The organism is Melghiribacillus thermohalophilus (assembly GCF_004342905.1).
Taxonomy (GTDB): domain Bacteria; phylum Bacillota; class Bacilli; order Bacillales; family Alkalibacillaceae; genus Melghiribacillus; species Melghiribacillus thermohalophilus.
This window is the reverse complement of record NZ_SMAN01000020.1, coordinates 1-23380: the sequence shown is the minus strand read 5'-3', so window position 1 is coordinate 23380 and position 23380 is coordinate 1. Positions and strand designations below refer to the sequence as shown.

Here is a 23380-nt window from a genome sequence, read left to right as displayed (position 1 = left end):
AGTGGGGATCATGAGAAGATTTATCCTGGCGTTGATGAGTGTACTTGTGGTCATGGCGGGCTGTGCGCCAAACTATAATAATGAGGAAGAAATTGTCCAGGAAACCGATGAAGCTGAACAGGTCAGGGTAATTGCCCCGAGCTACAATATTTCGGATGAAGAATATAAAGTGCTTTTGACAGAGAATGAAGGATTCGACCCCGGAGAAGCCCGGGGGGTGATTGTTGATCAAATTGCCAACCGTCTGGATATTAATGAACTGGAAACGGGACTGATGCGCCATTCGAAAGATGTGTTTGACCCGGATGACTATTATTTTCAAAGCGGTCAGTATGTTACTGATGAAATGATTTATGACTGGCTGGAGCGAAAAATGACCGATGAACAGGTGGAACAATATTTTGAAGAAAATCCGGATTCCCGCGTAACGAGAGAAGAATTACAGCAGGGATTAAACCCGCCGCTGAGCGATGACGAAGATGAGGATGCACACCGGGATAACCCCAAATATTTATCCCATATTTTAGAGCAAAATTATTTGCTGAAAACAGAAGGCAATAAAGTTGAACTTGGGGGCGTTTCCATTGGTCTTGCATTAAAATCCACCTACCGTTTTCAAACAGAGCCATACGGTCCTTATTATTATGAGGAATTGAGCGATGATGAAATCATGAAAAATGGGAAAAATATTGCTGAGAAAGTGTTGCAGCGGCTCCGACAAATCGATGCTCTGAATGGTGTGCCGATCCTTATTGCGCTATATAAACAGGAATCCCATTCATCCCTTGTGCCCGGAAATTTTATTGCTAAAACACTGGTTGATCCGCAAAATATGAAGATCAGTGAATGGGAACCCATTAACGAAGATTATGTCCTGTTTCCTTCAGAAAATGCCGATAAGAACCATTATGAAGATGCCAGCCGCATGAATGACTTCACGAATGAAGTTGCAGAGTTTTTCCCAAACTATGTAGGGGTAGTGGGAAAAGGGTTTTATATCGATGATGAATTGAATCAGTTAAAAATCGATATCACCATTGAATTTAAAAGTCAGGCAGAAGTGGTCGGGTTCGCCCAGTATTTATACGGGCTAGTCATTGAAACTTTTCCGAATTATATAGATGTGGAAGTCAATGTGAAATCCCCGTTTAGACAGGAGATTCTGCTTAACCGAAATGCCGGCAAAGACGAGCCGGAAGTTCATATTTATCAATAATAAAGCTGGTGACAAAATATTTTTATTTTTTTAACACTTCGGCAAGCTTTTTGAGTGATTCTTGTTTGAAGTACGTATCTGAATGGGGTAGAATGATACATGGAAACGCTTTATTTGCCTCCACCAGGCAAATAAGTGAATTTTAATCGAAGTTAAGGGAGGCGTTTTGGCATGGTAGTTCCATACACCCATGAGCCATTAACAGACTTTACAAAAGAAGAAAACCGAAAAGCGTTTGAAGAAGCTTTGAAAAAGGTGGAAGGCGAGCTTGGCAAAGAGTATCCGTTGATTATTGGCGGCGAACGAATTTACACAGAAGAAAAGATTAAGTCCTTTAATCCTGCCAATCCCGATGAGGTAATCGGCTATGTATCCAAAGCCAATAAAGAATTAGCTGACAAAGCGATGAAAGTTGCTACGGAAACCTTTGAGTGGTGGCGCAAGACCAAACCGGAAATGCGTGCCGACATTTTATTCCGTGCTGCTGCCATTGTGCGTCGAAACAAGCATGAATTCTCTGCGCTTCTTGTTAAAGAAGGCGGCAAGCCATGGAAAGAAGCTGATGCGGATACAGCTGAAGCCATTGATTTTATGGAATATTACGGACGTCAGATGCTGCGCATTAAAGACGGCTTCCCTGTAAACAGCCGTGAAATTGAAAACAACCGTTTCTTCTACATTCCGCTTGGTGTAGGGGTAACCATTCCACCATGGAACTTCCTGTTTGCCATTATGTGCGGGACAACTGTAGCTCCAATGGTGTCCGGAAACACGGTATTGCTGAAGCCTGCAAGCTTAACACCAGTCATTGCTCACAAGTTCGTAGAAGTGCTTGAAGAAGCTGGCATGCCGGCGGGTGTTGTCAACTACATTCCAGGAAGCGGTTCTGAAATCGGTGACTACCTGGTCGAACATCCACAGACTCGTTTTATCAGTTTCACCGGGTCCCGTGAAGTAGGTACCCGCATTTATGAAAAAGCTGCAAAAATTCAGCCAGGACAGAAGTGGCTGAAACGTGTCATCGCTGAAATGGGCGGGAAAGACACCATTGTAGTAGACAGCGACGCGGATCTTGAACTGGCTGCCGATGCTATCGTCTACTCGGCGTTTGGATTCTCCGGACAGAAATGTTCTGCCTGCTCGCGCGTTGTAGCCCTTGAAGATGTGTATGATGATCTATTGAAACGCGTAGTAGAAAAAACGGAAAAAGAAGTAAATGTGGGAGACCCTGCAAACGGTGATACTTACATGGGACCGGTTATCGATCATGGTGCCTATAAAAAGATTATGAAATACATCGAAATCGGCAAAAAAGAAGGAAAGCTGATGACTGGAGGAGAAGGAGACGACTCCAACGGATTCTTTATCAAACCAACTATTTTTGCTGATGTAGACCCAGAAGCAACAATCATGCAAGAAGAGATTTTCGGTCCAGTTGTTGGATTCACAAAGGCTAAAACATTTGACGAAGCCATCGAGATTGCCAATAACACAGAATATGGCCTGACAGGTGCAGTCATCACCAATAACCGTCTGCATCTTGAAAAAGCACGTGAAGATTTCCATGTTGGTAACCTGTACTTCAACCGTGGCTGTACAGCAGCGATTGTAGGTTATCATCCATTTGGCGGATTCAACATGTCCGGAACTGACTCTAAAGCAGGAGGACCTGATTACTTAATCCAGCATATGCAGGCGAAAACCACTTCTGAGATGCTATAATCTGATCGTCGATAGGGGCTGTCTCATAACGTTCTCGTCTATGAGACAGTCTTTTTTTAATCCAGCTTTTTAAGGGATAAGAAACGCAAGTAATCTATTATTTTAGGTGAGATTGAGACACAACGGGAATCATTGCCTTAATTGAGCACGTGACGTCCTACGCTGGGGAGCTAACGGCCCAAGGTGAGCGCATGATGGCCCAATCAGGAGCGCTAACGGCCCAAAGTGGGTGCGTAATGGCCCAAGGTGAGCGCATGATGGCCCAATCAGGAGCGCTAACGGCCCAACGTGAGTGCGTGACGGCCCAATCAGGAGCGCTAACGGCCCAAGGTGAGTGCTTAATGGCCCAATCAGGAGCGCTAACGGCCCAACCTGAGTGCGTGATGGCCCAATCAGGAACGCTAACGGCCCAAAGTGAATGCGTAATGGCCCAATCAGGAACGCTAACGGCCCAAAGTGAATGCGTAATGGCCCAATCAGGAACGCTAACGGCCCAAAGTGAATGCGTAATGGCCCAAGCTGGGGAGATAACGGCACAACGTGAACGGGTAATGGCCCAAGGTGAATGCGCGACGGCCCAATCAGGAACGCTAACGGTCCAAAGTGAATGCGTAATGGCCCAAGCTGGGGAGCTAACGGCCCAAGGTGAGCGCGTGATGGCCCAATCAGGAGCGCTAACGGCCCAACGTGAGTGCGTGATGGCCCAATCAGGAGCGCTAACGGCCCAAGGTGAGTGCTTAATGGCCCAATCAGGAGCGCTAACGGCCCAAGGTGAGCGCGTGACGGCCCAACGTGAGTGCTTAATGGCCCAACGTGAGTGCTTAACGGCCCATGCAGGAACGCTAACACCTCGACATGCACTAAATCAAAATTCAGGCAGACTGGTACAACAATCAATCATGACACTTTTCCCGGGAAAAACCGCTTATTTTTTATCCACAATCAATGCCTGATAAACCTATAAAAATCACATAATTTCCAGAAAAAGTTTTTGAAATTTCTAAATTATTTGGATATGATATAAATGGTATCGATAACTCATGAAGGAGGTTTGAACATTGGGATTATCAGCAGCGACACTATTCTGGTTATTTGTTCCTATGCCTTTATTGATCGTTTTATCCTTGATTACAATGTTTACGGATAGGGGTGACGAGAGCTGATGGATTCAGCAACGTTAATTACGTTTATTGTTTATCTGGCTGGAATGCTTGCCATTGGAATCATAGGCTATCGACTAACCAGTAACTTATCTGACTATTTCCTCGGAGGAAGAAGACTCGGACCAGGAGTAGCCGCATTAAGTGCTGGTGCTTCGGATATGAGCGGCTGGCTGTTAATGGGTCTCCCAGGTTCACTGTTCGCAGCTGGATTTTCTGAGGCCTGGATTGCGGTCGGTTTGGCGACTGGTGCATATTTAAACTGGCAGTTTGTAGCTAAACGCTTACGGATTTACACGGAAGTATCCAATGATTCTATTACTGTTCCTGACTTTTTTGAAAATCGATTCCGCGACAACTCGCATATTTTGCGCTTAGTTTCCGCGCTGGTTATTATTGTGTTTTTTACTGTTTATACTGCATCTGGAATGACCGCGGGCGCAAAGCTTTTTACCTCAGCTTTTGATCTTACGTATGAGCAGGGTATCTGGATTGGAGCAGCTGTCATTATCGCCTATACATTTTTAGGCGGGTTTATAGCAGTAAGCTGGACAGACTTTTTTCAGGGTATTTTAATGTTTTTTGCACTGATTATTTTGCCGATTTTGGCTATTAATGAACTTGGCGGCTGGAATGAAACCATGAATATTGTAGGTGATCTCAATCCAGATCATCTTAATATGGTATCCGGGGTTGGCGTAATCGCCATTTTATCCTCACTTGGGTGGGGGCTCGGTTACTTTGGGATGCCGCATATTATCGTCCGTTTTATGGGAATGAGATCCCATAAGGATGTAGGCAAAGCCCGTTTTATTGGAATCACCTGGATGGTGCTTGGCTTGTATGGTGCAATTTTTGCCGGGATTGCGGGCTATGCCTACCTGTCTACGGTAGACACCGGAATTGATATGGCAAACTTTGATTCTGAAATTATCTTTATTGTTCTTTCACAGTTATTGTCTCATCCGGTTATTGCCGGAATTTTACTGGCAGCGATTTTATCAGCTGTTATGAGTACCATTGACTCTCAGCTGCTTGTTTCATCTTCAGCTGTAGCAGAGGACTTGTACAAAGGATTTATCCGAAGAAGTGCTTCAGACAAAGAATTAGTGGTTGTGGCACGTCTTTCCGTACTGGTCATTGCACTTGTTGCAATCTGGATGGCTTACAGCCCGGAAAGCTCCGTTTTTGATCTGGTTAGTTATGCATGGGCAGGATTCGGTGCTGCATTTGGTCCGATCATCATCCTTTCACTCTTCTGGAAAAGGATTACAAGGAATGGTGCGGTTGCAGGTATGATCGTGGGTGCAGTCACTGTGTTCCTCTGGTACGAGGCTAAGGGAGGATTATTTGACCTATATGAAATTTTCCCGGGATTTGTATTTAATCTTATTGTCACTGTCCTGGTCAGTTTAGCCGATAAAGAACCGCCACAGGAAATTCAGGACGAATTTGAAAAAGCACGTGATATTGCCCGAAACAGCTAAAGAAATCAAACATTTGCATGTCTAGTAAACGCCTGGTCCCGGAAAACCAACATCCCGGGATTCCAGGCGTTTTTTTGAAAAGAGCATACAGTGGTTACCACAGACGTAATCGTATGTCTACCTCGAAACACTCGTTCTTTGTTAAGAGCATACAGAGGCTAAAAAACGTTCAGAATCCACGAAGCAAATCCATTGTTCAATCTGACGGAATGGCTTATAGTTGAATTAACAGAAAAATGTTCATCGATACTTCCCAGGAAAAATGCCGCAAATCTGCAATGATCGAACTTTCCTGAAAAAAGGAGTGTGATCATCAATGGGGCTGGTAAAAAGGGGAGTAACTATTCTCGATTTTGACCATTCGATTGAATCCCAGCAATGGTTGATGAAAATTCCCCATGAAACGATTGAATTGAACGATATCCCCTCAACGAAAAAATTTTGTGACTGGAACGCACTTCAACAAATTCGGAGCCGTCTGTCGAAACGCGGGCAAAGGGGAATCACCTTTGTTGGAAGCGGAGACTATCATTATGTCTCCTATGCTCTTCTGTCGGAGATCGAACAACCTTTTTCTTTGATCCTGTTTGATAATCACTCTGATATGCTGGATTCTCCTTCACAAAATCTCCTCTCATGCGGATCCTGGGTAAACAATGCCCTAAACCTGCCTAACTTGAAAAAAACCGTCGTCATCGGTGCCAGTCCTATATCTTTCTCAAACATACCGGAATCACTTCGTCCGAAAGTAGCTTATACTCCATATACGTCATCTCATACCAGAACACTGGATTACATACACACAACAACTTCTATAACTTCTCAAGGCATTCATCGAGCAATGCGAACGATTCTTTCCCTCATACCCACTAAAAATATTTATATCAGTATTGATAAAGATGTGCTAAATCAAAAGGAAGTATTGACAAACTGGGATCAGGGTCAAATGACTCTGACAGAGTTGCTGACGGCACTGGAAATCCTGATCCGAAAGAAGAGTGTGTGCGGTGTAGATGTATGCGGGGAAATGACAGCAGATCCCCTGGAACGGTTTAAACCGGAAAAAAAGCTTTACATAGAAAAAAACGAACACGCCAATCTGAAAATCCTCCAAACATGTTTAGACCATGTTTCCTGAATCTATGATCTGTCATCGTCGCCCCTGCTGCCAGCGTTAAGCAGCAGGGAAATTTGATTGTCAAGGAAATCGTAAATGTCTGTAGTATTGGTCGAGCTTTCACCCCCATTCACTTAAGCTGTTTAAGCAAAATCGCAGCATTATATTCGTCAATGCCCCCCGAACTTCCAACATCGACCTTAAAGTTGCTTAGACACCATCGAAAAAAAGGAGACCGACTCTTCGGGTGTCCCTCAGCATCCTTCGTGGATAAGTGGGGCACTTTAATCTTTTTCTTGTAAGGAAAAAGGGAACCATTCCTAAAAAATACGAATAACCAGATCTCACGCCTGAGAAATTGAGGATGGGCAGTTTGAACATAAGGATTCCCGGTACTTCCTAACACGATGTATATCAGGCCCTGAAAGCTGAAAATCAGACCTCCCACCCGAACGTCAGAACTTGATTGAATAAGTATTTGCTGCCCCCCATTAAATCAGCTAATGATCTTCCCCGGAAAAGACCTGGACCCTCTCATTTTAGCTTTAAAACCTAAAAAACATCGCTATTCCTGATCTGTGTCGAAACTTTTCTGAATTTTTTTCTTAAAAAGGTTTCAATTATGCATGTACTGTTATATAATACAATCGAATAAGTAAAATGTGTAATATAACAAAAGGGGTGATCGTTTGGCTACACAGGCAGCAGAGGTCAAAGTTGTGGGAGACATTCGCCCGGGCTATGAAGAAATATTAACTTCAGATGCTCTCAAGTTTATAGCGGAACTGGAACGCAACTTTGGAAGACGCCGAAAAGAACTCTTGCAGAACAGGCATAAGCGCCAGCAGGAATTTGACCAGGGGAAAAAGCCTGATTTTTTGCCGGAAACCAGACATATTCGGGAAGGTGATTGGACCATCGCTCCGATTCCCGAAGACTTAAAGGACCGCCGGGTGGAAATTACCGGCCCGGTAGACCGTAAAATGATTATCAATGCACTGAATTCTGGAGCGAAAATGTTCATGGCCTGTTTTGAGGATGCCTCATCCCCGACCTGGGATAATATGATCCAGGGGCAATTGAACCTGAGGGATGCGGTAAATGGAACGATTACGTTTGAAGACAAAGGAAAGTCCTACCAGTTGAACGATGAAACAGCGGTTCTCATTGTCCGGCCCAGGGGGCTTCATTTGGAGGAAAAACATGTGCTGGTGGACGATCAACCCATCAGCGGAAGCCTGTTCGATTTCGGACTGTTTTTCTACCACAACGCCAAATCATTAATTGAAAAAGGAACAGGTCCCTATTTTTATTTGCCGAAGCTGGAAAGTCATCTGGAAGCCCGGCTGTGGAATGATGTGTTTACGTTTGCCCAGAAATATGTGGGAATCACTCAGGGAACGATTAAAGCGACGGTTCTCATTGAAACGATTCTGGCAGCCTTTGAAATGGATGAAATCTTGTATGAATTAAAGGAACATTCTGCCGGGCTTAACTGCGGGCGCTGGGATTACATTTTCAGCTATCTGAAAAAATTTCGCAATCATCCAGATGTCATTTTGCCTGACAGATCACAGGTTACGATGACGGTGCCGTTTATGCGGGCATACTCGCTGTTAACGATTCAAACCTGTCACAAACGTAAAGCACCGGCAATCGGTGGGATGGCTGCCCAGATTCCCGTCAAAAACAACCCGGAGGCCAATGAAGCGGCTTTCCAGAAAGTCAGGGCCGATAAGGAGCGGGAGGCTAAAGACGGCCATGACGGGACGTGGGTCGCCCATCCGGGACTGGTACCTGTGGCCATGGAAGTGTTCAATAAGGAGATGAAAACACCGAATCAGATCGAAACGAAGACGCTGGAAGATTTAACGGTGACAGGGGACGATCTCCTTGAGGTTCCAGAAGGGGATATTACCGAAGAGGGTGTACGCATGAACATCAGCGTGGGCATCCAGTATATGGCTTCCTGGCTCCATGGCAGGGGAGCAGCACCGATCAACAACCTGATGGAAGATGCAGCAACTGCAGAAATTTCAAGGGCTCAGCTCTGGCAGTGGATCCGCCATCCGAAGGGGGTCTTAGCAGACGGAAGAAAGGTGACGGTGGAACTGTACGAACAGCTTAAAAATGAAGAAATGGAAAAAATCAAACAGCAGGTCGGGGAAGAAGCCTTTGAAAAGGGCAGGTTTGAAGAAGCCGTGGAGCTGTTTGACCGTTTGATTTTAGACGATCAGTTTGTGGAGTTTTTAACATTGCCAGGTTATGAAATTCTTTAAATAGATAAGGGAGGATATAGGATGACTGATGAAAGAGTGAAAAAACTGGAAGAAAGCTGGAGAAATGATGAACGCTGGAAAGGAGTCAAGCGCCCGTATTCCGCAGAGGATGTCATTAAACTTCGCGGTTCCATTGATATTGAATATACGCTGGCGAAGCATGGGGCAGAAAAACTGTGGAATTATTTACAACATGAAGATTATATCAATGCCCTTGGCGCATTAACGGGGAATCAGGCAGTTCAGCAGGTAAAAGCAGGACTTAAAGCAATTTATTTAAGCGGCTGGCAGGTTGCAGCAGATGCCAACCTGGCTGGACAGATGTATCCGGATCAAAGCCTGTATCCGGCAAACAGTGTTCCCCATGTGGTCAAACGTATCAATCAGGCCCTTCAGCGTGCCGATCAGATCCATCACCTTGAAGAGGACAGCTCCATTGACTGGTTCCAGCCGATTGTGGCCGATGCCGAAGCCGGTTTTGGGGGACAGCTGAATGTGTTTGAATTGATGAAGAGCATGATTGAAGCGGGAGCCAGCGGTGTTCATTTTGAAGACCAGCTTTCCTCAGAGAAAAAATGCGGACATCTGGGAGGAAAAGTTTTGCTGCCAACTCAGAATGCGGTTCGTAACTTAGTTTCTGCACGCCTTGCAGCCGATGTCATGGGTGTTCCGACCATCATTATTGCGCGGACAGACGCTAATGCAGCCGATATGGTCACCAGTGATGTCGATCCATATGATCATGAATTTATTACCGGCGAGCGTACACCGGAAGGATTTTACCGGACAAAAGCCGGGCTGAATCAGGCGATTGCACGGGGACTGGCATATGCCCCATATGCGGATCTCATCTGGTGTGAAACAGCAAAGCCGGATCTCGAGGAAGCCAGACGGTTTGCAGAAGCCATTCATGAAAAGTATCCGGATAAAATGCTGGCCTATAACTGTTCACCGTCATTTAACTGGAGAAAAAATCTGGATAATCAAACGATTGAAGAGTTTCAGAATGAACTGGGCAAAATGGGGTACAAATTCCAGTTTGTTACCCTGGCAGGATTCCACGCTCTCAATCACAGCATGTTTACCCTTGCAAAAGGATACAAGGAGCGGGGAATGGCTGCCTATTCCGAATTGCAGCAGGCTGAATTTGCAAGTGAAAAAGATGGTTACACCGCAACCAGGCACCAGAGGGAAGTGGGAACCGGATATTTTGATGAGGTATCGATGGTCATATCCGGCGGAACTTCTTCCACGACAGCCCTGAAAGGATCAACAGAAGAAGAACAATTTGTTTCATCTTCCTGAGGATTTGGCTTACAAGGTTATTTCACCAGAACTTTCTGCACAAACCTCCCCTTCCGCATAAAGGGGAGGTTTTTTTATCATCGAACGTCTCCTCTGTTACACTTCCCCCTGGTTAGCTCAAAGATATCAAGAAAAGATGGATCTGACAACTTTTTTTCGCTTATTCCCCATACTGAAACGTGGTAAAATAGTAAAGTATGAGAAAAGTTGCTTTTTCTGTTCATCGTTTGCTATTATCAATAGTATTGTGAGGGTTCGACGAAAAGTTGGAGGTGAAAGGGATGTCTGAAATTTCTAAAGAACAGGTGAAACACGTGGCCCATCTGGCGCGCCTGGCCATTACGGAAGAAGAAGCTGAAATGTTTACAAAACAGCTGAGTGCCATTATTGATTACGCTGAACAGCTGAATGAACTGGATACCGACCATGTCAAACCGACTACCCATGTACTGGACTTAAAAAATGTGCTCAGAAAAGATGAACCAAAACAATGGATTACTCAGGAAGAAGCATTGAAAAATGCACCGGACAAAAAAGACGGACAGTTCCGTGTACCATCAATCCTGGAATAAGGAGGGATTTCCATGTCGTTATTTGACCATAAGCTGAAAGATATTCAGGAACTTTTACATAAAAAAGAAGTTTCCGTCCGTGAATTAGTCGATGAATCTTACAGGCGGATTGAAGAAGTAGACGATCAAATCAAAGCATTTTTAACCTTGAATAAGGAAGAGGCCCTCAAACAGGCTGATGAATTTGACCGGGATGGAGCTCAGTCAGGGAATGGAGCTCTTTTTGGAATGCCGGTCGGACTGAAAGATAACATCGTGACGAAAGGGCTGCGCACGACCTGTGCCAGCAAAATTCTGGACAACTTCAATGATCCATTATATGACGCAACCGTTGTGCAAAAATTAAAGGAAGCGAAGGCCATTACCATTGGAAAATTAAACATGGACGAGTTTGCTATGGGTTCATCTAACGAGAACTCCGGTTATATGGCGACCCGCAACCCGTGGAATACCGATTATGTACCAGGGGGTTCCAGTGGCGGTTCGGCAGCAGCGGTTGCATCCCGGGAAGTATTTTTTGCGTTAGGTTCAGATACTGGAGGTTCCATCCGTCAGCCAGCAGCCTTCTGCGGAGTTGTCGGAATGAAACCGACATACGGACTGGTATCCCGTTTTGGACTGGTCGCCTTTGCATCCTCATTAGATCAGATTGGACCGATCACCCGAACCGTTGAAGACAATGCCCGTCTTCTAGAGGTGATCGCCGGTCATGACCATATGGATTCTACCAGCGCCAATGTTGAGGTGCCTGCTTACAGCGAACATCTTGAGAAAGACATGAAAGGCCTGAAAATTGCGGTTCCGAAAGAATACCTCGGCGAAGGGGTTTCGGAGGAAGTAAGGGAAGCCGTACGAAAAGCCTTAAAAGTCTACGAATCCCTTGGAGCAGAATGGGAAGAAGTGTCTCTCCCTCACTCCAAATATGCCGTAGCAACCTACTACCTGATTGCATCATCTGAAGCTTCTGCCAATCTGGCCCGCTTCGACGGTGTCCGTTATGGAGTACGTTCGGAAAAAGCGGAAAACATGATCGACATGTTCAAACTGTCCAGAAGCGAAGGATTTGGAGACGAGGTTAAGCGCCGTATCATGCTAGGAACCTTTGCCTTAAGTTCCGGCTACTATGATGCTTACTACAAAAAGGCGCAAAAAGTCCGCACCTTAATTAAACAAGATTTTGAAAACGTATTTGAAGACTACGATGTGATCATCGGACCGACCACACCAACTCCAGCTTTCAAAGTCGGTGAAAAGATTGATGATCCATTAACGATGTATGCCAACGATATTTTAACGATTCCGGTGAACCTGGCCGGTGTTCCGGGAATCTCCGTGCCATGCGGTTTCTCCAGCGAAGGGCTGCCGATTGGCCTGCAGATTATCGGCAGGCATTTTGACGAACAGACCGTTTATCAGACTGCCTATGCCTTTGAACAGGCGACGGATTTCCATAAGCAACAACCTCAGCTGGGAGGTGCAGGGAAATGAACTTTGAAACCATTATCGGATTAGAAGTGCACGTGGAACTAAAAACAAACTCAAAAATTTTCAGCCCGAGCCCAAACGCCTTTGGAGCAGAACCGAATACAAACGTAAACCCCATTGACCTTGGCTACCCCGGGGTATTGCCTGTATTAAATGAGGAAGCCGTAAACTTTGCCATGAAAGCAGCCATGGCTCTAAACTGTGAAATTGCAAGCTTTACAAAGTTTGACCGGAAAAACTATTTTTATCCGGACAACCCGAAAGCCTATCAGATCTCCCAGTTTGATGAGCCCCTGGCAGAAAACGGCTGGATTGAAATCGAAGTAAACGGCAAGAAGAAAAAAATTGGGATTACCCGCATTCACATGGAAGAAGATGCCGGAAAGCTGACCCACTCCGATGACGGTTATTCCCTGGTTGACTTTAACCGTCAGGGAACCCCGCTCATCGAGATCGTATCGGAACCGGACATGCGTTCCCCTGAAGAAGCGTATGCCTACTTAGAAAAGCTGAAAAGCATTATTCAGTACACCGGCGTTTCCGACTGTAAGATGGAGGAAGGATCCCTGCGATGTGACGCCAACATTTCCCTTCGCCCAATCGGCCAGAAGGAATTCGGGGTTAAAACCGAGCTGAAAAACCTGAACTCGTTCAACTTTGTGCAAAAAGCACTGGAGTTTGAAGAAAAGCGCCAGCGCAAAGTGCTACTGTCTGGCGGTCAAATTCGTCAGGAAACCCGCCGCTATGACGAGCAATCCAAAGAAACGATCCTGATGCGCGTGAAGGAAGGTTCCGATGACTATCGTTACTTTCCGGAACCAGACCTTGTTCCGCTCTACATTGATGACGAATGGAAAGAGCGCATCCGTGCTGAAATCCCTGAGCTTCCAGATGCCCGCAAAAAGCGGTACATCGAAGACCTGGGGCTACCGGCTTATGACGCCGGCGTACTCACCAGCACGAAAGAAATGTCCGACTTCTTTGAAGAAACCATTCAAGCTGGTGCCGATGTCAAACAAGCCTCTAACTGGCTTATGGGTGAAGTGTCTGGCTATATGAACAAACACCAGAAAGAGCTTCACGATCTGGCACTGACTCCGGAAGCCCTTGCCAGGCTGATTCAGCTGATCGAAAAAGGCACGATTTCTTCTAAGATTGCGAAAAAAGTATTTGCTGAACTCGTGGAAAAAGGCGGCGATCCTGAAAAGATTGTTAAAGAAAAAGGACTCGTCCAAATTTCCGATGAGGGCAAGCTGAAAGAAATCATCGGTGGAATCCTGGATGAAAACCAGCAGTCCATTGAAGACTACAAAAACGGTAAAGACCGTGCCCTCGGGTTCCTCGTCGGTCAGGTGATGAAAGCCACAAAAGGACAGGCCAACCCGCAGATGGTGAACAAGATCATTTTAGAGGAAATTGAAAAACGATAGAATACGCTACAAGCCTCTGGAAGCCCTGCTCCAGAGGCTTGTAGTATAGGATAAACGTGCAAACTACGAATCACTGATACTCCACTTCCTATTAAATATCCTAAATTCCCCCAAAATTCTACAAACTTGGCCTTCCCCCCTTTTCAAATTCTTCCAAAAGATATATGATAGAAAAGGACTCATTTCTTTTTAAATTGATTTTGCAATGAAGGTGAATGCCATGAAACGTGCCCGTATTATATATAATCCTACGTCAGGAAGGGAAGGATTTAAAAAAGAACTTCCCGAAGTACTGCGCCGGCTGGAGGAAGCAGGATTCGAAGCATCTGCCCATGCGACAACAGGCGAAGGAGATGCTGCAAAGGCTGCAGAGGTTGCCGTTGAACGTCAGTTTGATGTTGTCATCGCAGCAGGCGGTGATGGTACCATTAACGAGGTGATTAACGGACTGGCGGAAAAGCCGAACCGCCCAAAATTAGGCGTTATTCCTGCGGGAACTACCAATGATTTCGCCCGTGCAATCCGTGTTTCAAAAGGGATTCACAAAGCCCTGGATGTCATTATTGCAGGCCATACCAGAGCTCTGGATATTGGGCGTGTCAATAACCAGTATTTTATAAATATTGCCGGCGGCGGAAAGCTGACGGAGCTTACCTATGAAGTGCCGAGCAAGCTAAAGACCATGTTGGGACAGCTCGCATACTACTTAAAAGGGATTGAAATGCTTCCGTCAATCCGGCCAACCTATGTGGAAATCGAATATGACGGTACACTTTTTAAAGGAGATATTATGCTATTTTTGCTCTCAAACTCAAATTCGGTAGGCGGCTTTGAAAAGCTGGCTCCCGCAGCCAGGATGGATGATGGACTGTTTGATTTAATCATCTTAAAAAAGACAAACATCGCCGAATTTGTCCGCCTGGCGAGTCATGCGTTACGGGGACAGCACATCCATGACAAGCAGGTCATTTACACCCAGGCAAACCAAGTGAAAGTGTATACCGAAGAAAAGATGCAGCTGAATCTCGATGGGGAATACGGGGGCTTGCTTCCGGGCGAGTTTGTAAATCTCCATAAACATATTGAATTTTTTGTGCCGGAAGAATAAGAAGTGACTTTTAAAGAAGCTTACTTATAGGATAATTTCGGCCTTTTGAATGAATTTGATAAAACCAGTCATGATCAGTTATTCATGACTGGTTTTTTGAATTTTAATAAGAAGTGCAATGGCTTAATTAGGAGCTGGAACCGCCCAAGTCAAGAGTGTAATGGCCCAAGGTTGGAGTCGGACGGCCCAAGGATTGTGTGCGTATGGCCCAAAGAGAAGCGCTGATGGCCCAGGGTGAGCGCGTGACAGCCCAAGCTGGGGAGCTAACGGCCCAAAGCGGGTGTTTAATGGCCCAAGTCGAGAGCACAATCGCCCAAGGAGGAGGTGGGACGGCCCAAGTCAAGAGCGCAATGGCCCAACGTGAGCGCGTGATGGCCCAAGCTGGGGAGCTAACGGCCCAAAGCGGGTGCTTAATGGCCCAAGATAAGAGCGCAATGGCCCAAATAGGAGCTGGAATCGCCCAGGGATCGAGTGCAATAGTTTAAAAAATAAACGTAGCCAAAACGCAAAGGCTCATGCGGGAAAGCACGAGTCAAATATTCCTAACGAGCTACCCTAAGATAGCCTGCCCGTGCCTGCAGATAACGAAACATGTTGAGAAGAAAAAATCCGAACTTATTCATGTACGAATGAATAAAGTTCGGATTTTATGTTAATCATTTCCATCCGCCATCCCTGGTTCCTGACCGCTTGATTCAACTCCGGGTGTGCTGGAGATTATAACCTGCCCGGCTAAGTCCTTTACTTGAATGATTACCAGTGACCGGTCAGAACCCTTTCCCTGTGTAGATCCCCTCAACTCTTTACTGTTTGAAATCATGAACTACTTTTGAAAATGCTAGTCCTGGGCTATGGATTGAACCTCCTGCCAACTCATCTTCATCGTGTTCATCCTTTGCTTCATTGGGCAGAAAAGCCCCCCTAAACGAAATAGTTTTCAGCAAAATCACTCAGATTTGATACGTCATTCCAAAAATTATGCCATGAGCCCAATGTCCTTGAGTTGATTTTCTAGATCACGCTGACCATCTATGATGTACACTGTTTCATCTTTTCTTGGCGGCTCCAGTGCCTGTTGATATTCGCGGAGTTCCTTCTCCGGTACATAGAATAGATGTTCTTTTCTCAGCTGATCCTGCCGTTGTTTCCGTTCCTCCTGGCGTTTGATCAGCGAATCCATCTTTGCCTGAACCCAGAAACAAAACACGTTGGCACCACAGGTATGCGCCATTTTGTACATAGATTGACGTATAGTGTATTTGTCCGCATTGGTGTCAGCAATCACGTGATATCCAGCTATTAAATACTTTTCAACCAGATGATCGAAAATGTCAAAGGTCCAGTGGTAGAAATCGGTCTGATCCAGGTAAAACGTTTGTGCAATTTCGTCACTGGATACAAAGACGGAAGGGTAGTACTGTTGAATCTTTCTGGCCAGTGTGGTTTTTCCACTTCCCGGAACTCCGAAGAACATAAACAGAGCAGGTTGTTCTACTCGATCTGGCAGAACCATCCTCTTCTCCAATTGCTTGATTCATTCCTGTTTGTCCATTCTCTGCCTCCAGATTCCGGGAAACAGAGCAAACGATCCCATTATGGACGAATTCTTTTGCTGTTAACAAAATCTAACTGCAATCGAAGAAAAAAATAACTGGGCCAACTTTTCCGGCGATGAAGTCATGGATTCAATGGAAGCGAGAAGATAAAGGTCTTTGTCCATACGGGACCAGTCGATGGTGTATCCTGCCTGCCATGATACACATCGGATAAACTCCCGGATTGCCCGACCATTTCCCTCTCTAAACGGATGGATGGCGTTTAATTCGGCAAAGTAATAGGCGAGTCTACCGGAGAACTCGTTTTTGTCCAGATTTTTGAGGAACTGTTCATCGCGCAGCTCATTGAGAAGATGATTTAATTGAGATTCAATGAATGGATACAGGGCAAATATGGATGAGCCTTTTTGGATGTTCACGGTTCGGAATTCACCAGCAAAGGGATACACGTCTTGAAATATGTACCGATGAATGTCCTTTAAATGTTTTGCGTCAAAGGATCCGGTAATCGGGCTTTTGTATAATTCCGTTAAACGGAGCAAAGTATAAGCCGCTTCATAGGTTTCCAGCTTTCCGAGATCACGTATATTGGCGAGATTGATCAGGACATTGGTGTCAGGATAACAATAGTTACTCATGGCCAATATTCCTCAATAGCTGTTCGTGAAACTGTTTTTTCGACAGCTTACCATGCAGGTAATCCCGAACAAGCTGTTCATTTTGTCCCTTCACTTCCAGTCCTTCCAGAAACAAAGAAGCTTTAGCCTGGCTCAAATTTTTTTCAAAAAGCTCATCATTTTTTCCTTCCATGGCACCCATCCCATCCTCTAAAAAAACGTATTAGAATATCTTTATTTTACCATATGTTTGAAAGGAACAGCGGAAGGGATGAGCAAAAAACTCCTGTTTGATTAGGTCAAATCCCCTTTCATATGATACAATTCATTAAGCAAACAAGAACGGTCAAAGGAAGATGAACATGGCGAAAACCAAACCACCAGTTGAAAAAAATCAGATCATTGAGCTGGAATTCTCGGATTTAACCCATGAAGGAAACGGTGTGGGAAAAATTGACGGATATCCGCTGTTTGTTCCTTATGCACTCCCCGGGGAAAAGGGAAAAGTAAAAGTGGTTAAGGTCAAGAAAAACTTCGGCTACGGGCGTCTGATGGAACTGACGGAAGAAAGTCCGGAGCGGGTGAAGCCGGAATGCGAGGTCTACCGCCAGTGCGGCGGGTGCCAGCTGCAACATATGAGCTATCACATGCAGCTGGAGATGAAGCACAAACAGGTCACCGACGCATTAAGAAAAATCGGCCATATCACCGATGTGCCAGTGCACCCGGTGATCGGCATGGACGAGCCCTGGCGCTACCGGAATAAAGTGCAAATCCCCGTTGGCGAGCGGGAAGGGGGTCTCGTGGCCGGCTTTTATCAGAAACGGAGCCACCGGATCATTGACATGAATACCTGCCTCATTCAGGATGAAGACAATGACCGCATGGTAGAAACGGTGCGAATCATCGCGGAAAAAGCGGGCATCCAGCCGTACGACGAGGAAAAACATAGAGGTGTTCTGCGCCACATCATGGTACGGACCGGACAGAAAACGAAGGATATCATGGTGGTGCTGATCACCCGAACCCGGGATTTGCCCCATAAGAGAAAAATCATCGAAGGCATCCGCAAGGCTGTTCCGAATGTCAAATCCATTGTTCAAAATGTGAATCCGAAGCGGACCAATGTCATTATGGGTGAGGAAACCCGGGTGCTCTGGGGTGATGAATATATTTATGATGAAATCGGCGGCATCCGTTTTGCCATCTCCGCCCGGTCCTTTTACCAGGTGAACCCGACCCAGACCGAAAAGCTGTATAACAAAGCGCTGGAATATGCTCGGCTATCCGGGGATGAAACCGTGATCGATGCCTACTGCGGGATCGGCACCATTTCCCTGTTCCTCGCACAGCGGGCGAAAAAAGTGTATGGCGTCGAAGTCGTTCCGGAAGCAGTGGACGATGCGAAGCGGAATGCCAGGCTTAACGGAATGGACAATGTAGAGTTCTTTGTAGGCGAAGCAGAAAAAGTGATGCCTTGGTGGAAAGCCCAGGGGTTGCGGCCGGATGTCATCGTTGTCGATCCGCCCCGCAAAGGCTGTGATGAAAAACTCCTCGAGGCCATCGTGGACATGCAGCCCGACCGCGTGGTGTATGTCTCCTGCAACCCATCCACCCTGGCCCGGGATTTGAAATTTTTAGAGGAGCACGGATTTGAAACAAAAGAAGTACAGCCCGTCGACATGTTCCCGCAGACGAGTCATGTGGAGTGCGTATCGCAGATCGTGCGAAAAGGAGAAGCAGGTTCCTAAACGGTTTCCTGCTTCTTTTTTATGCCAGGCTCTGGTGAAGAGAAACGGAAATAAATTTAATGTTTCCGTCAGCAAACACCTCAATCTTATGGACAAGGTGATGCAATACCTCAGGTGTTAAGTTGTCAAAATTAAGGAAGTTAAGGAGTTCCTTTTTCAATTTATCGATGTTTTCGAAGACCTGTTCACTTTCCAGAGAAGTTTCCAGTTCATTTTTTTGCTGAACCAACTTTTCGATTTTTTGTTTTTTGCCTCCAGTTGTTTTACATATTCTTCTTTATTAATCTCCGCCTCTAATTTTTTAATGTCTGTTAGGATGGTTTCTTTTAAAAATTCTTCTTTCACTATATGGCTACTGCATGCCTTCTTACCGTGTCTAGCATAGTTACCGCATATATAACCTTTTCGGTTTTTTCGATACCACATTCCCTTCCCGCAGTCAGCGCAGTAAAGGATATTGGTAAATAGGTGTTTTTCAGGTGCTGGGAATTTAGAGGATCTTAGTTGAAGTTGTTCTTGTACTGTGTTGAAAACTTCCCTAGAAATTATTGCTTCGTGAGTATTTCTGTGAATGATTTGATCTTTCCTGGAAACTTTCTTACGCTTTTTATTTGTTACGCTTACTGTAGTTTCACGACCTAAGACTAAATCACCCACATAATGTGGATTTGTTAGGATGAATTTAATGGTGGATTCATTCCATTTGTCGCCAGCATTTTTCTTCCCGGCTACTTCTGCTGGTGTAGGGACTCCTTCATTAAATAACCTTTTAGCTATGCTATCTCTCCCGCACCCATTTAAATATTCATTATAGATACGTCTGACCACATTAGGGGTATGGTCATTTCTAATGTAAAGTTTTCCATCTTTCAGGTAGTAACCATATGGAGGAATTGATCCTTTGAATAATCCCTTTTTTGCCCTGGTGCGCAAGGTCTCTTTCACTCGGTTACTTGTGTGTTGGGATTCTTGTTCATACATCCATGCGTAAAGAACAAACATGTTTGTATTTCCTGTTAAAGTATTAATCGCATTATCTAACGTGATGATGTGAATGCCTTTATTTTCGCATAAGTTTTTAATTTTATACGAAAGTTCTCCATTTCTGGCTAGTCTTGAAAGTTCTTTCGCTAAAATAACGTCGAACTTTTTTTCTTCAGCATCTTCAATCATCCTCTGGAGACTTTCTCTCTTTGCTGTAGTACCTGTTTGGACATCTATATATAATTCGTATATGTCCCAACCTTTTTCTTCGATATACCTATAAAACATTGCGTTAAAGTCAAAATTTTTGTCTTGTGCATAAATTCGTTTAACGTATTGTCCTTTATTTTTCAAAACCATTCCCTCCTTGAATTGGTTTTCCGGGGCACTCTTGTAAAAAAATCACTCAACGCAATCCAGCTCTACTGCCCCTTTTTGGAAGGGAACTAAGCTTTTCGATCGTTATATTTACATAGGAATAAAAATTATTGGTCGTAATATTAGCTTTTTCTTCACGAACTATCTTTTTTGATATTTGGATGATTTTACCCATCTCTGATGATTCACTATTTTGTTGTAAGTATAGTTCGTTTAAATGTATGCATTCTTCTGTTTGATTTAATGATTCTTTCCATGTATGCAATGTGTTAGACCAATCAGTTAAGACCGACTTGCTTTTTTCAATTAACTGATGCAGATTTGATGTCCATTTAATCTTGAGGTCTTGTAAAACTTCTGCTTGAACATCCTCGGCTTTGAACACTGTTTTACAAGTATTACATTTATAAACAAGATATTGCCCTTTTTTCCCTTTAGGAGAATTATCCTTGGCTTTAAACCTGTTTTTGCTTTTATAATGATCATGAAACATTGTCGAGTGTCGGCCAGTATGATTTTATCATTGTGGATGAAGCGCACCGAGGATATACGGCTGACCGTGAAATGACCGAAGAGGAATTGCTGTTCAGGGATCAAAAAGATTATATTAGCCAGTATCGCAGGGTAATAGACTATTTTGATGTGGCATGTCTTGGGCTGACCGCCACTCCGGCCTTGCATACGACCGAAATTTTCGGCATGCCAATATTCAAATATTCATACAGTCAGGCGGTTCTGGATGGTTATTTAGTTGATCATAAACCTCCATATTTATTTAAAACAGAGTTAGCTGAAGCAGGGATTACGTTTGAAAAAGATGAAGAAGTGCAGGTGTATGATCCGGAAAAGGGTGAGGTTCAATTAGAAAGGATGGAGGATTCCCTCCATTTTGATGTGGATCAATTCAATAAAAAGGTAATCACTGAGCCTTTTAACAGAATGGTACTAAGAAAGTTAACCGAGTATATTGATCCGGCCGGCAACGAAAAAACATTAGTCTTTGCTGCTACAGATCAGCATGTCAATATGGTTGTCCGTTTATTAAAAGGAGCCTACAAAGAGAATGGAGACGAAATTGAAGACGGGGCTATTATCAAAATCACCGGCTCCATCTTCAAGCCGTTAGATGCCATCAAAAAGTTTAAGAATGAACGTCTTCCAAATATCGAGGTTACTGTGGATCTTCTTACAACAGGGATTGATGTGCCAGCAGTTACGAATCTCGTATTCCTGCGCCGGGTGCAGTCCCGTATCTTGTATGACCAGATGTTGGGCCGGGCTACACGGCTTTGTCCGGAGATCAGGAAGACCCATTTTAATATTTTTGATGCAGTAGGTATTTATGACAAACTGCAAAATTATACCGAAATGAAGCCGGTCGTTAAACGGCAGAATTACAAAATTATTGACTTAGTTAACTCCTTAACGAATGCAGCATCAGAAGAAGAGGAAGCCTTTATCCGTGAGCAACTGGCTGCGAAAATCCAGCAACGCAAACAGCGATTAGATGAAAAAGGAAAGCAGAACTCTCTGACGGAAAAAGTGTAGATGAATGGGCAAAAGAAATACAGCAGTATACTCCTGAAGATGCCTGGCATACTCTACATCCACCAATAAACTAAATCGTTCGTCAAAAGATAAGTCCTGGTAATTCCAGTCATTCTCATTTCATTTAATTTCATTTCGCAATTGTATTTTCATTGGTCATTTCTCTTTCCTCCAAAATACGTTGCTCCTCGTGTAAAGCCAAAAGAGCTTGAGCGATTATTTTTATGATGGTCTGTCTTCGAATCAAAACTTTTATCCTTGCCATGTTTCGAAATGGTTTAATACTGTTTAACTTGGGGGATGTAGAATAAACTGAAGCTTGCATACAAGCCTCTTCGAGACGATTCAATGAATAGCGGTCTGTCAGCTTAACGATACCCATGCACATCTTTTGTGCTTGGCATTCGACTTTTGAGATATTGAATATCCCCTCCATGACCATTTGGGTATGTTCCCCAGCTTGATCTGCCCACTCATAAATTCGCTGCTGATCCCACTCGATATAGATCCGGTGGTTCTCGGGCATGTGTTCTGGAATTGTAGAAAAGGTTTCCTTTGTATCTTTTGAGTCTCACATGTGAAGCGATTCGCATATGGTTAGATGTTATACGAATATCCACTTCGTGCTTGACATATTCATATGGGATGGAATAATGTTTTTTGTCAACAATGATGTGGTAATCTAGAGGTACAATAGCTTTTTTCCAGGTTGCTAATTCGTATGGTTTGGTTGGTAAGGGGAGTAGGGCAAACTTTTCTTCTTCCAGGGAAGCAGTTTGTCTACTACCTATTTTTTTCTGAAAAGGTTTCTGGTTAAACGTCTCTAACTTAAGGTGGATCGCCTCGTTAAGCTCATGAATAGAAAAGTATGTTTGGTTCATTAAAGCCGCAATAATCCAAGTTGAAATGATTCCTACATTCACTTCCACACTTGGTATATCTTTTGGGCGACGCACTCTAGCCTGTACGACTGCGGTTCCGATCTAGCCACTCCATGTATTTATACCGAGAATGAGACAGCTGAAACGCAATAAAGTACAGTTTTACTTTTTGGTTTTTGGGTGTATCTTGAGTGGTTAGTCCAAAATCGACTTGTGCTTGTTCCCTCATTCCTTTTTCGGGTACTGCTTCATAGGTGCGCGGGTTCTTTTCTTTTGGAAGATCATACTCTGCCCGCAGTTGGCGAACATAGGCACGTAATGTGCTCTCTGCCACATGTAGAGAGGGATGTCTCTCTTTTAACCAATCTTCTATCTGTGCAGCAGATATATCTGGATGTTCTTTTAACCATCCTAAAAATTGATCTCGATAGGGATCCAGCTTTTTGGATCTGGTTTGAATGGACTTCATCCAATCCGCCATTTCCTGATGGTTTTTCTTTAAATATCGATATAGTGTTGGCCTTGAAATTCCAAGTTTTTCTGCAATTTTCTTTTTACTGAACCCTTGTTCTAACAGTTGCCGAATTTTCATATACACTTCCCATTTATCCACCTGATAAATTCTCCGTAATTCATCTTATCAGGAGTGAAGAAATTTTTTGGTACATTTTTTGAATAACTTCAAGGTGGGTAACGTCAAGAATTTTGTGTAAGCAGCTAAGGTATCCTGCAGATTTGCGTTTTTTTTTCGTTTCATCATCCCGAAGACCACATGATGAATTTT

General features: G+C 44.3%; 22 protein-coding genes and 1 pseudogene. 12 read left to right on the top strand and 11 right to left on the bottom strand.

Annotated elements, in window-relative coordinates; translation table 11 throughout:
• The first annotated feature begins 10 nt into the window (after positions 1-10).
• Together EDD68_RS12260 and pruA are read left to right on the top strand one after the other, a co-directional pair.
• On the top strand, positions 11-1216 hold the full coding sequence (locus tag EDD68_RS12260) for a CamS family sex pheromone protein (protein ID WP_132372584.1): 1206 nt from the start codon (positions 11-13) through the stop codon (positions 1214-1216).
• Between the two features lie 171 nt (positions 1217-1387).
• The gene (gene pruA, locus EDD68_RS12255) at positions 1388-2938 is read left to right on the top strand and encodes an L-glutamate gamma-semialdehyde dehydrogenase (protein WP_132372583.1); all 1551 of its coding nucleotides are present in this window, start codon (positions 1388-1390) and stop codon (positions 2936-2938) included.
• A 129-nt stretch (positions 2939-3067) separates the two neighbouring features.
• Here the strand turns inward: pruA and EDD68_RS12250 are convergent, their stop codons facing one another.
• Complete coding sequence (locus EDD68_RS12250) at positions 3068-3835, bottom strand: hypothetical protein (RefSeq protein ID WP_132372582.1); 768 nt, start codon at positions 3833-3835, stop codon at positions 3068-3070.
• A gap of 265 nt (positions 3836-4100) precedes the next feature.
• Between EDD68_RS12250 and putP the strand changes: the two genes are divergently transcribed.
• The 8 genes from putP (at position 4101) to EDD68_RS12210 (ending at position 14881) form a co-directional block, all read left to right on the top strand.
• Positions 4101-5585, top strand: a complete 1485-nt coding sequence (putP, locus tag EDD68_RS12245; RefSeq protein WP_132372581.1) for a sodium/proline symporter PutP — start codon at positions 4101-4103, stop codon at positions 5583-5585.
• Positions 5586-5901: 316 nt separating this feature from the next.
• Entirely contained in the window at positions 5902-6723 is an 822-nt protein-coding gene (locus EDD68_RS12240; RefSeq protein ID WP_132372580.1) for an arginase family protein, read from the top strand.
• A 668-nt stretch (positions 6724-7391) separates the two neighbouring features.
• Positions 7392-8981 carry a malate synthase A gene (aceB, locus tag EDD68_RS12235; protein WP_132372579.1) on the top strand — a complete coding sequence of 530 codons (1590 nt, stop codon included), beginning with the start codon at positions 7392-7394 and terminating at the stop codon, positions 8979-8981.
• 21 nt (positions 8982-9002) lie between these two features.
• Positions 9003-10286 carry an isocitrate lyase gene (gene aceA / locus EDD68_RS12230; RefSeq protein ID WP_132372578.1) on the top strand — a complete coding sequence of 428 codons (1284 nt, stop codon included), beginning with the start codon at positions 9003-9005 and terminating at the stop codon, positions 10284-10286.
• Between the two features lie 281 nt (positions 10287-10567).
• A complete protein-coding gene (gene gatC / locus EDD68_RS12225; protein WP_132372577.1) occupies positions 10568-10858 on the top strand; it encodes an Asp-tRNA(Asn)/Glu-tRNA(Gln) amidotransferase subunit GatC in 291 nt (96 codons plus the stop codon).
• Positions 10859-10870: 12 nt separating this feature from the next.
• Entirely contained in the window at positions 10871-12346 is a 1476-nt protein-coding gene (gene gatA, locus EDD68_RS12220) for an Asp-tRNA(Asn)/Glu-tRNA(Gln) amidotransferase subunit GatA (protein WP_132372576.1), read from the top strand.
• A complete protein-coding gene (gene gatB, locus EDD68_RS12215; RefSeq protein WP_132372575.1) occupies positions 12343-13773 on the top strand; it encodes an Asp-tRNA(Asn)/Glu-tRNA(Gln) amidotransferase subunit GatB in 1431 nt (476 codons plus the stop codon). The genes gatA and gatB overlap by 4 nt, the downstream gene beginning before the upstream one ends.
• 220 nt (positions 13774-13993) lie before the next feature.
• Positions 13994-14881, top strand: coding sequence for a diacylglycerol kinase (locus EDD68_RS12210; protein ID WP_132372616.1), 888 nt, complete (start codon positions 13994-13996; stop codon positions 14879-14881).
• 339 nt (positions 14882-15220) lie between these two features.
• Here the strand turns inward: EDD68_RS12210 and EDD68_RS15325 are convergent, their stop codons facing one another.
• From EDD68_RS15325 to EDD68_RS12195, 5 genes are all read right to left on the bottom strand, one after another.
• Positions 15221-15358 (bottom strand): hypothetical protein, encoded by a 138-nt coding sequence (locus tag EDD68_RS15325; protein WP_165902175.1) that lies wholly within the window; start codon positions 15356-15358, stop codon positions 15221-15223.
• 175 nt (positions 15359-15533) lie between these two features.
• Complete coding sequence (locus EDD68_RS15320; RefSeq protein ID WP_165902174.1) at positions 15534-15701, bottom strand: hypothetical protein; 168 nt, start codon at positions 15699-15701, stop codon at positions 15534-15536.
• 156 nt (positions 15702-15857) lie between these two features.
• Entirely contained in the window at positions 15858-16394 is a 537-nt protein-coding gene (locus EDD68_RS12205; protein ID WP_132372574.1) for an ATP-binding protein, read from the bottom strand.
• A 102-nt stretch (positions 16395-16496) separates the two neighbouring features.
• Positions 16497-17075, bottom strand: coding sequence for a Fic/DOC family protein (locus tag EDD68_RS12200; RefSeq protein WP_132372573.1), 579 nt, complete (start codon positions 17073-17075; stop codon positions 16497-16499).
• Positions 17068-17247 (bottom strand): hypothetical protein, encoded by a 180-nt coding sequence (locus EDD68_RS12195; RefSeq protein ID WP_132372572.1) that lies wholly within the window; start codon positions 17245-17247, stop codon positions 17068-17070. Before EDD68_RS12195 ends, EDD68_RS12200 begins: the two co-directional genes overlap by 8 nt.
• A gap of 169 nt (positions 17248-17416) precedes the next feature.
• On the opposite strand from EDD68_RS12195, the gene rlmD reads away from it, so the two are divergent.
• On the top strand, positions 17417-18805 hold the full coding sequence (rlmD, locus tag EDD68_RS12190; protein ID WP_132372571.1) for a 23S rRNA (uracil(1939)-C(5))-methyltransferase RlmD: 1389 nt from the start codon (positions 17417-17419) through the stop codon (positions 18803-18805).
• 156 nt (positions 18806-18961) lie between these two features.
• On the opposite strand, the gene EDD68_RS12185 is transcribed toward rlmD, so the two are convergent.
• Positions 18962-20143 carry a recombinase family protein gene (locus EDD68_RS12185; protein WP_243646862.1) on the bottom strand — a complete coding sequence of 394 codons (1182 nt, stop codon included), beginning with the start codon at positions 20141-20143 and terminating at the stop codon, positions 18962-18964.
• Between the two features lie 52 nt (positions 20144-20195).
• The gene (locus EDD68_RS12180; RefSeq protein ID WP_132372570.1) at positions 20196-20660 is read right to left on the bottom strand and encodes a hypothetical protein; all 465 of its coding nucleotides are present in this window, start codon (positions 20658-20660) and stop codon (positions 20196-20198) included.
• Here EDD68_RS12180 and EDD68_RS12175 point away from each other — a divergent pair.
• A pseudogene (locus EDD68_RS12175) lies at positions 20639-21759 on the top strand (helicase-related protein); the annotation flags it as partial. The gene EDD68_RS12180 and the pseudogene EDD68_RS12175 sit on opposite strands and share 22 nt — an antisense overlap.
• Before the next feature lie 86 nt (positions 21760-21845).
• On the opposite strand, the gene EDD68_RS15315 reads toward EDD68_RS12175, so the two are convergent.
• The 3 genes from EDD68_RS15315 to EDD68_RS12155 form a co-directional block, all read right to left on the bottom strand.
• The gene (locus EDD68_RS15315; RefSeq protein WP_165902173.1) at positions 21846-22097 is read right to left on the bottom strand and encodes a hypothetical protein; all 252 of its coding nucleotides are present in this window, start codon (positions 22095-22097) and stop codon (positions 21846-21848) included.
• Between the two features lie 91 nt (positions 22098-22188).
• A complete protein-coding gene (locus tag EDD68_RS12160; protein ID WP_132372568.1) occupies positions 22189-22671 on the bottom strand; it encodes a Mu transposase domain-containing protein in 483 nt (160 codons plus the stop codon).
• 1 nt (position 22672) lies between these two features.
• Positions 22673-23188, bottom strand: a complete 516-nt coding sequence (locus EDD68_RS12155; RefSeq protein WP_207902588.1) for a TnsD family Tn7-like transposition protein — start codon at positions 23186-23188, stop codon at positions 22673-22675.
• Positions 23189-23380 lie beyond the last annotated feature (192 nt).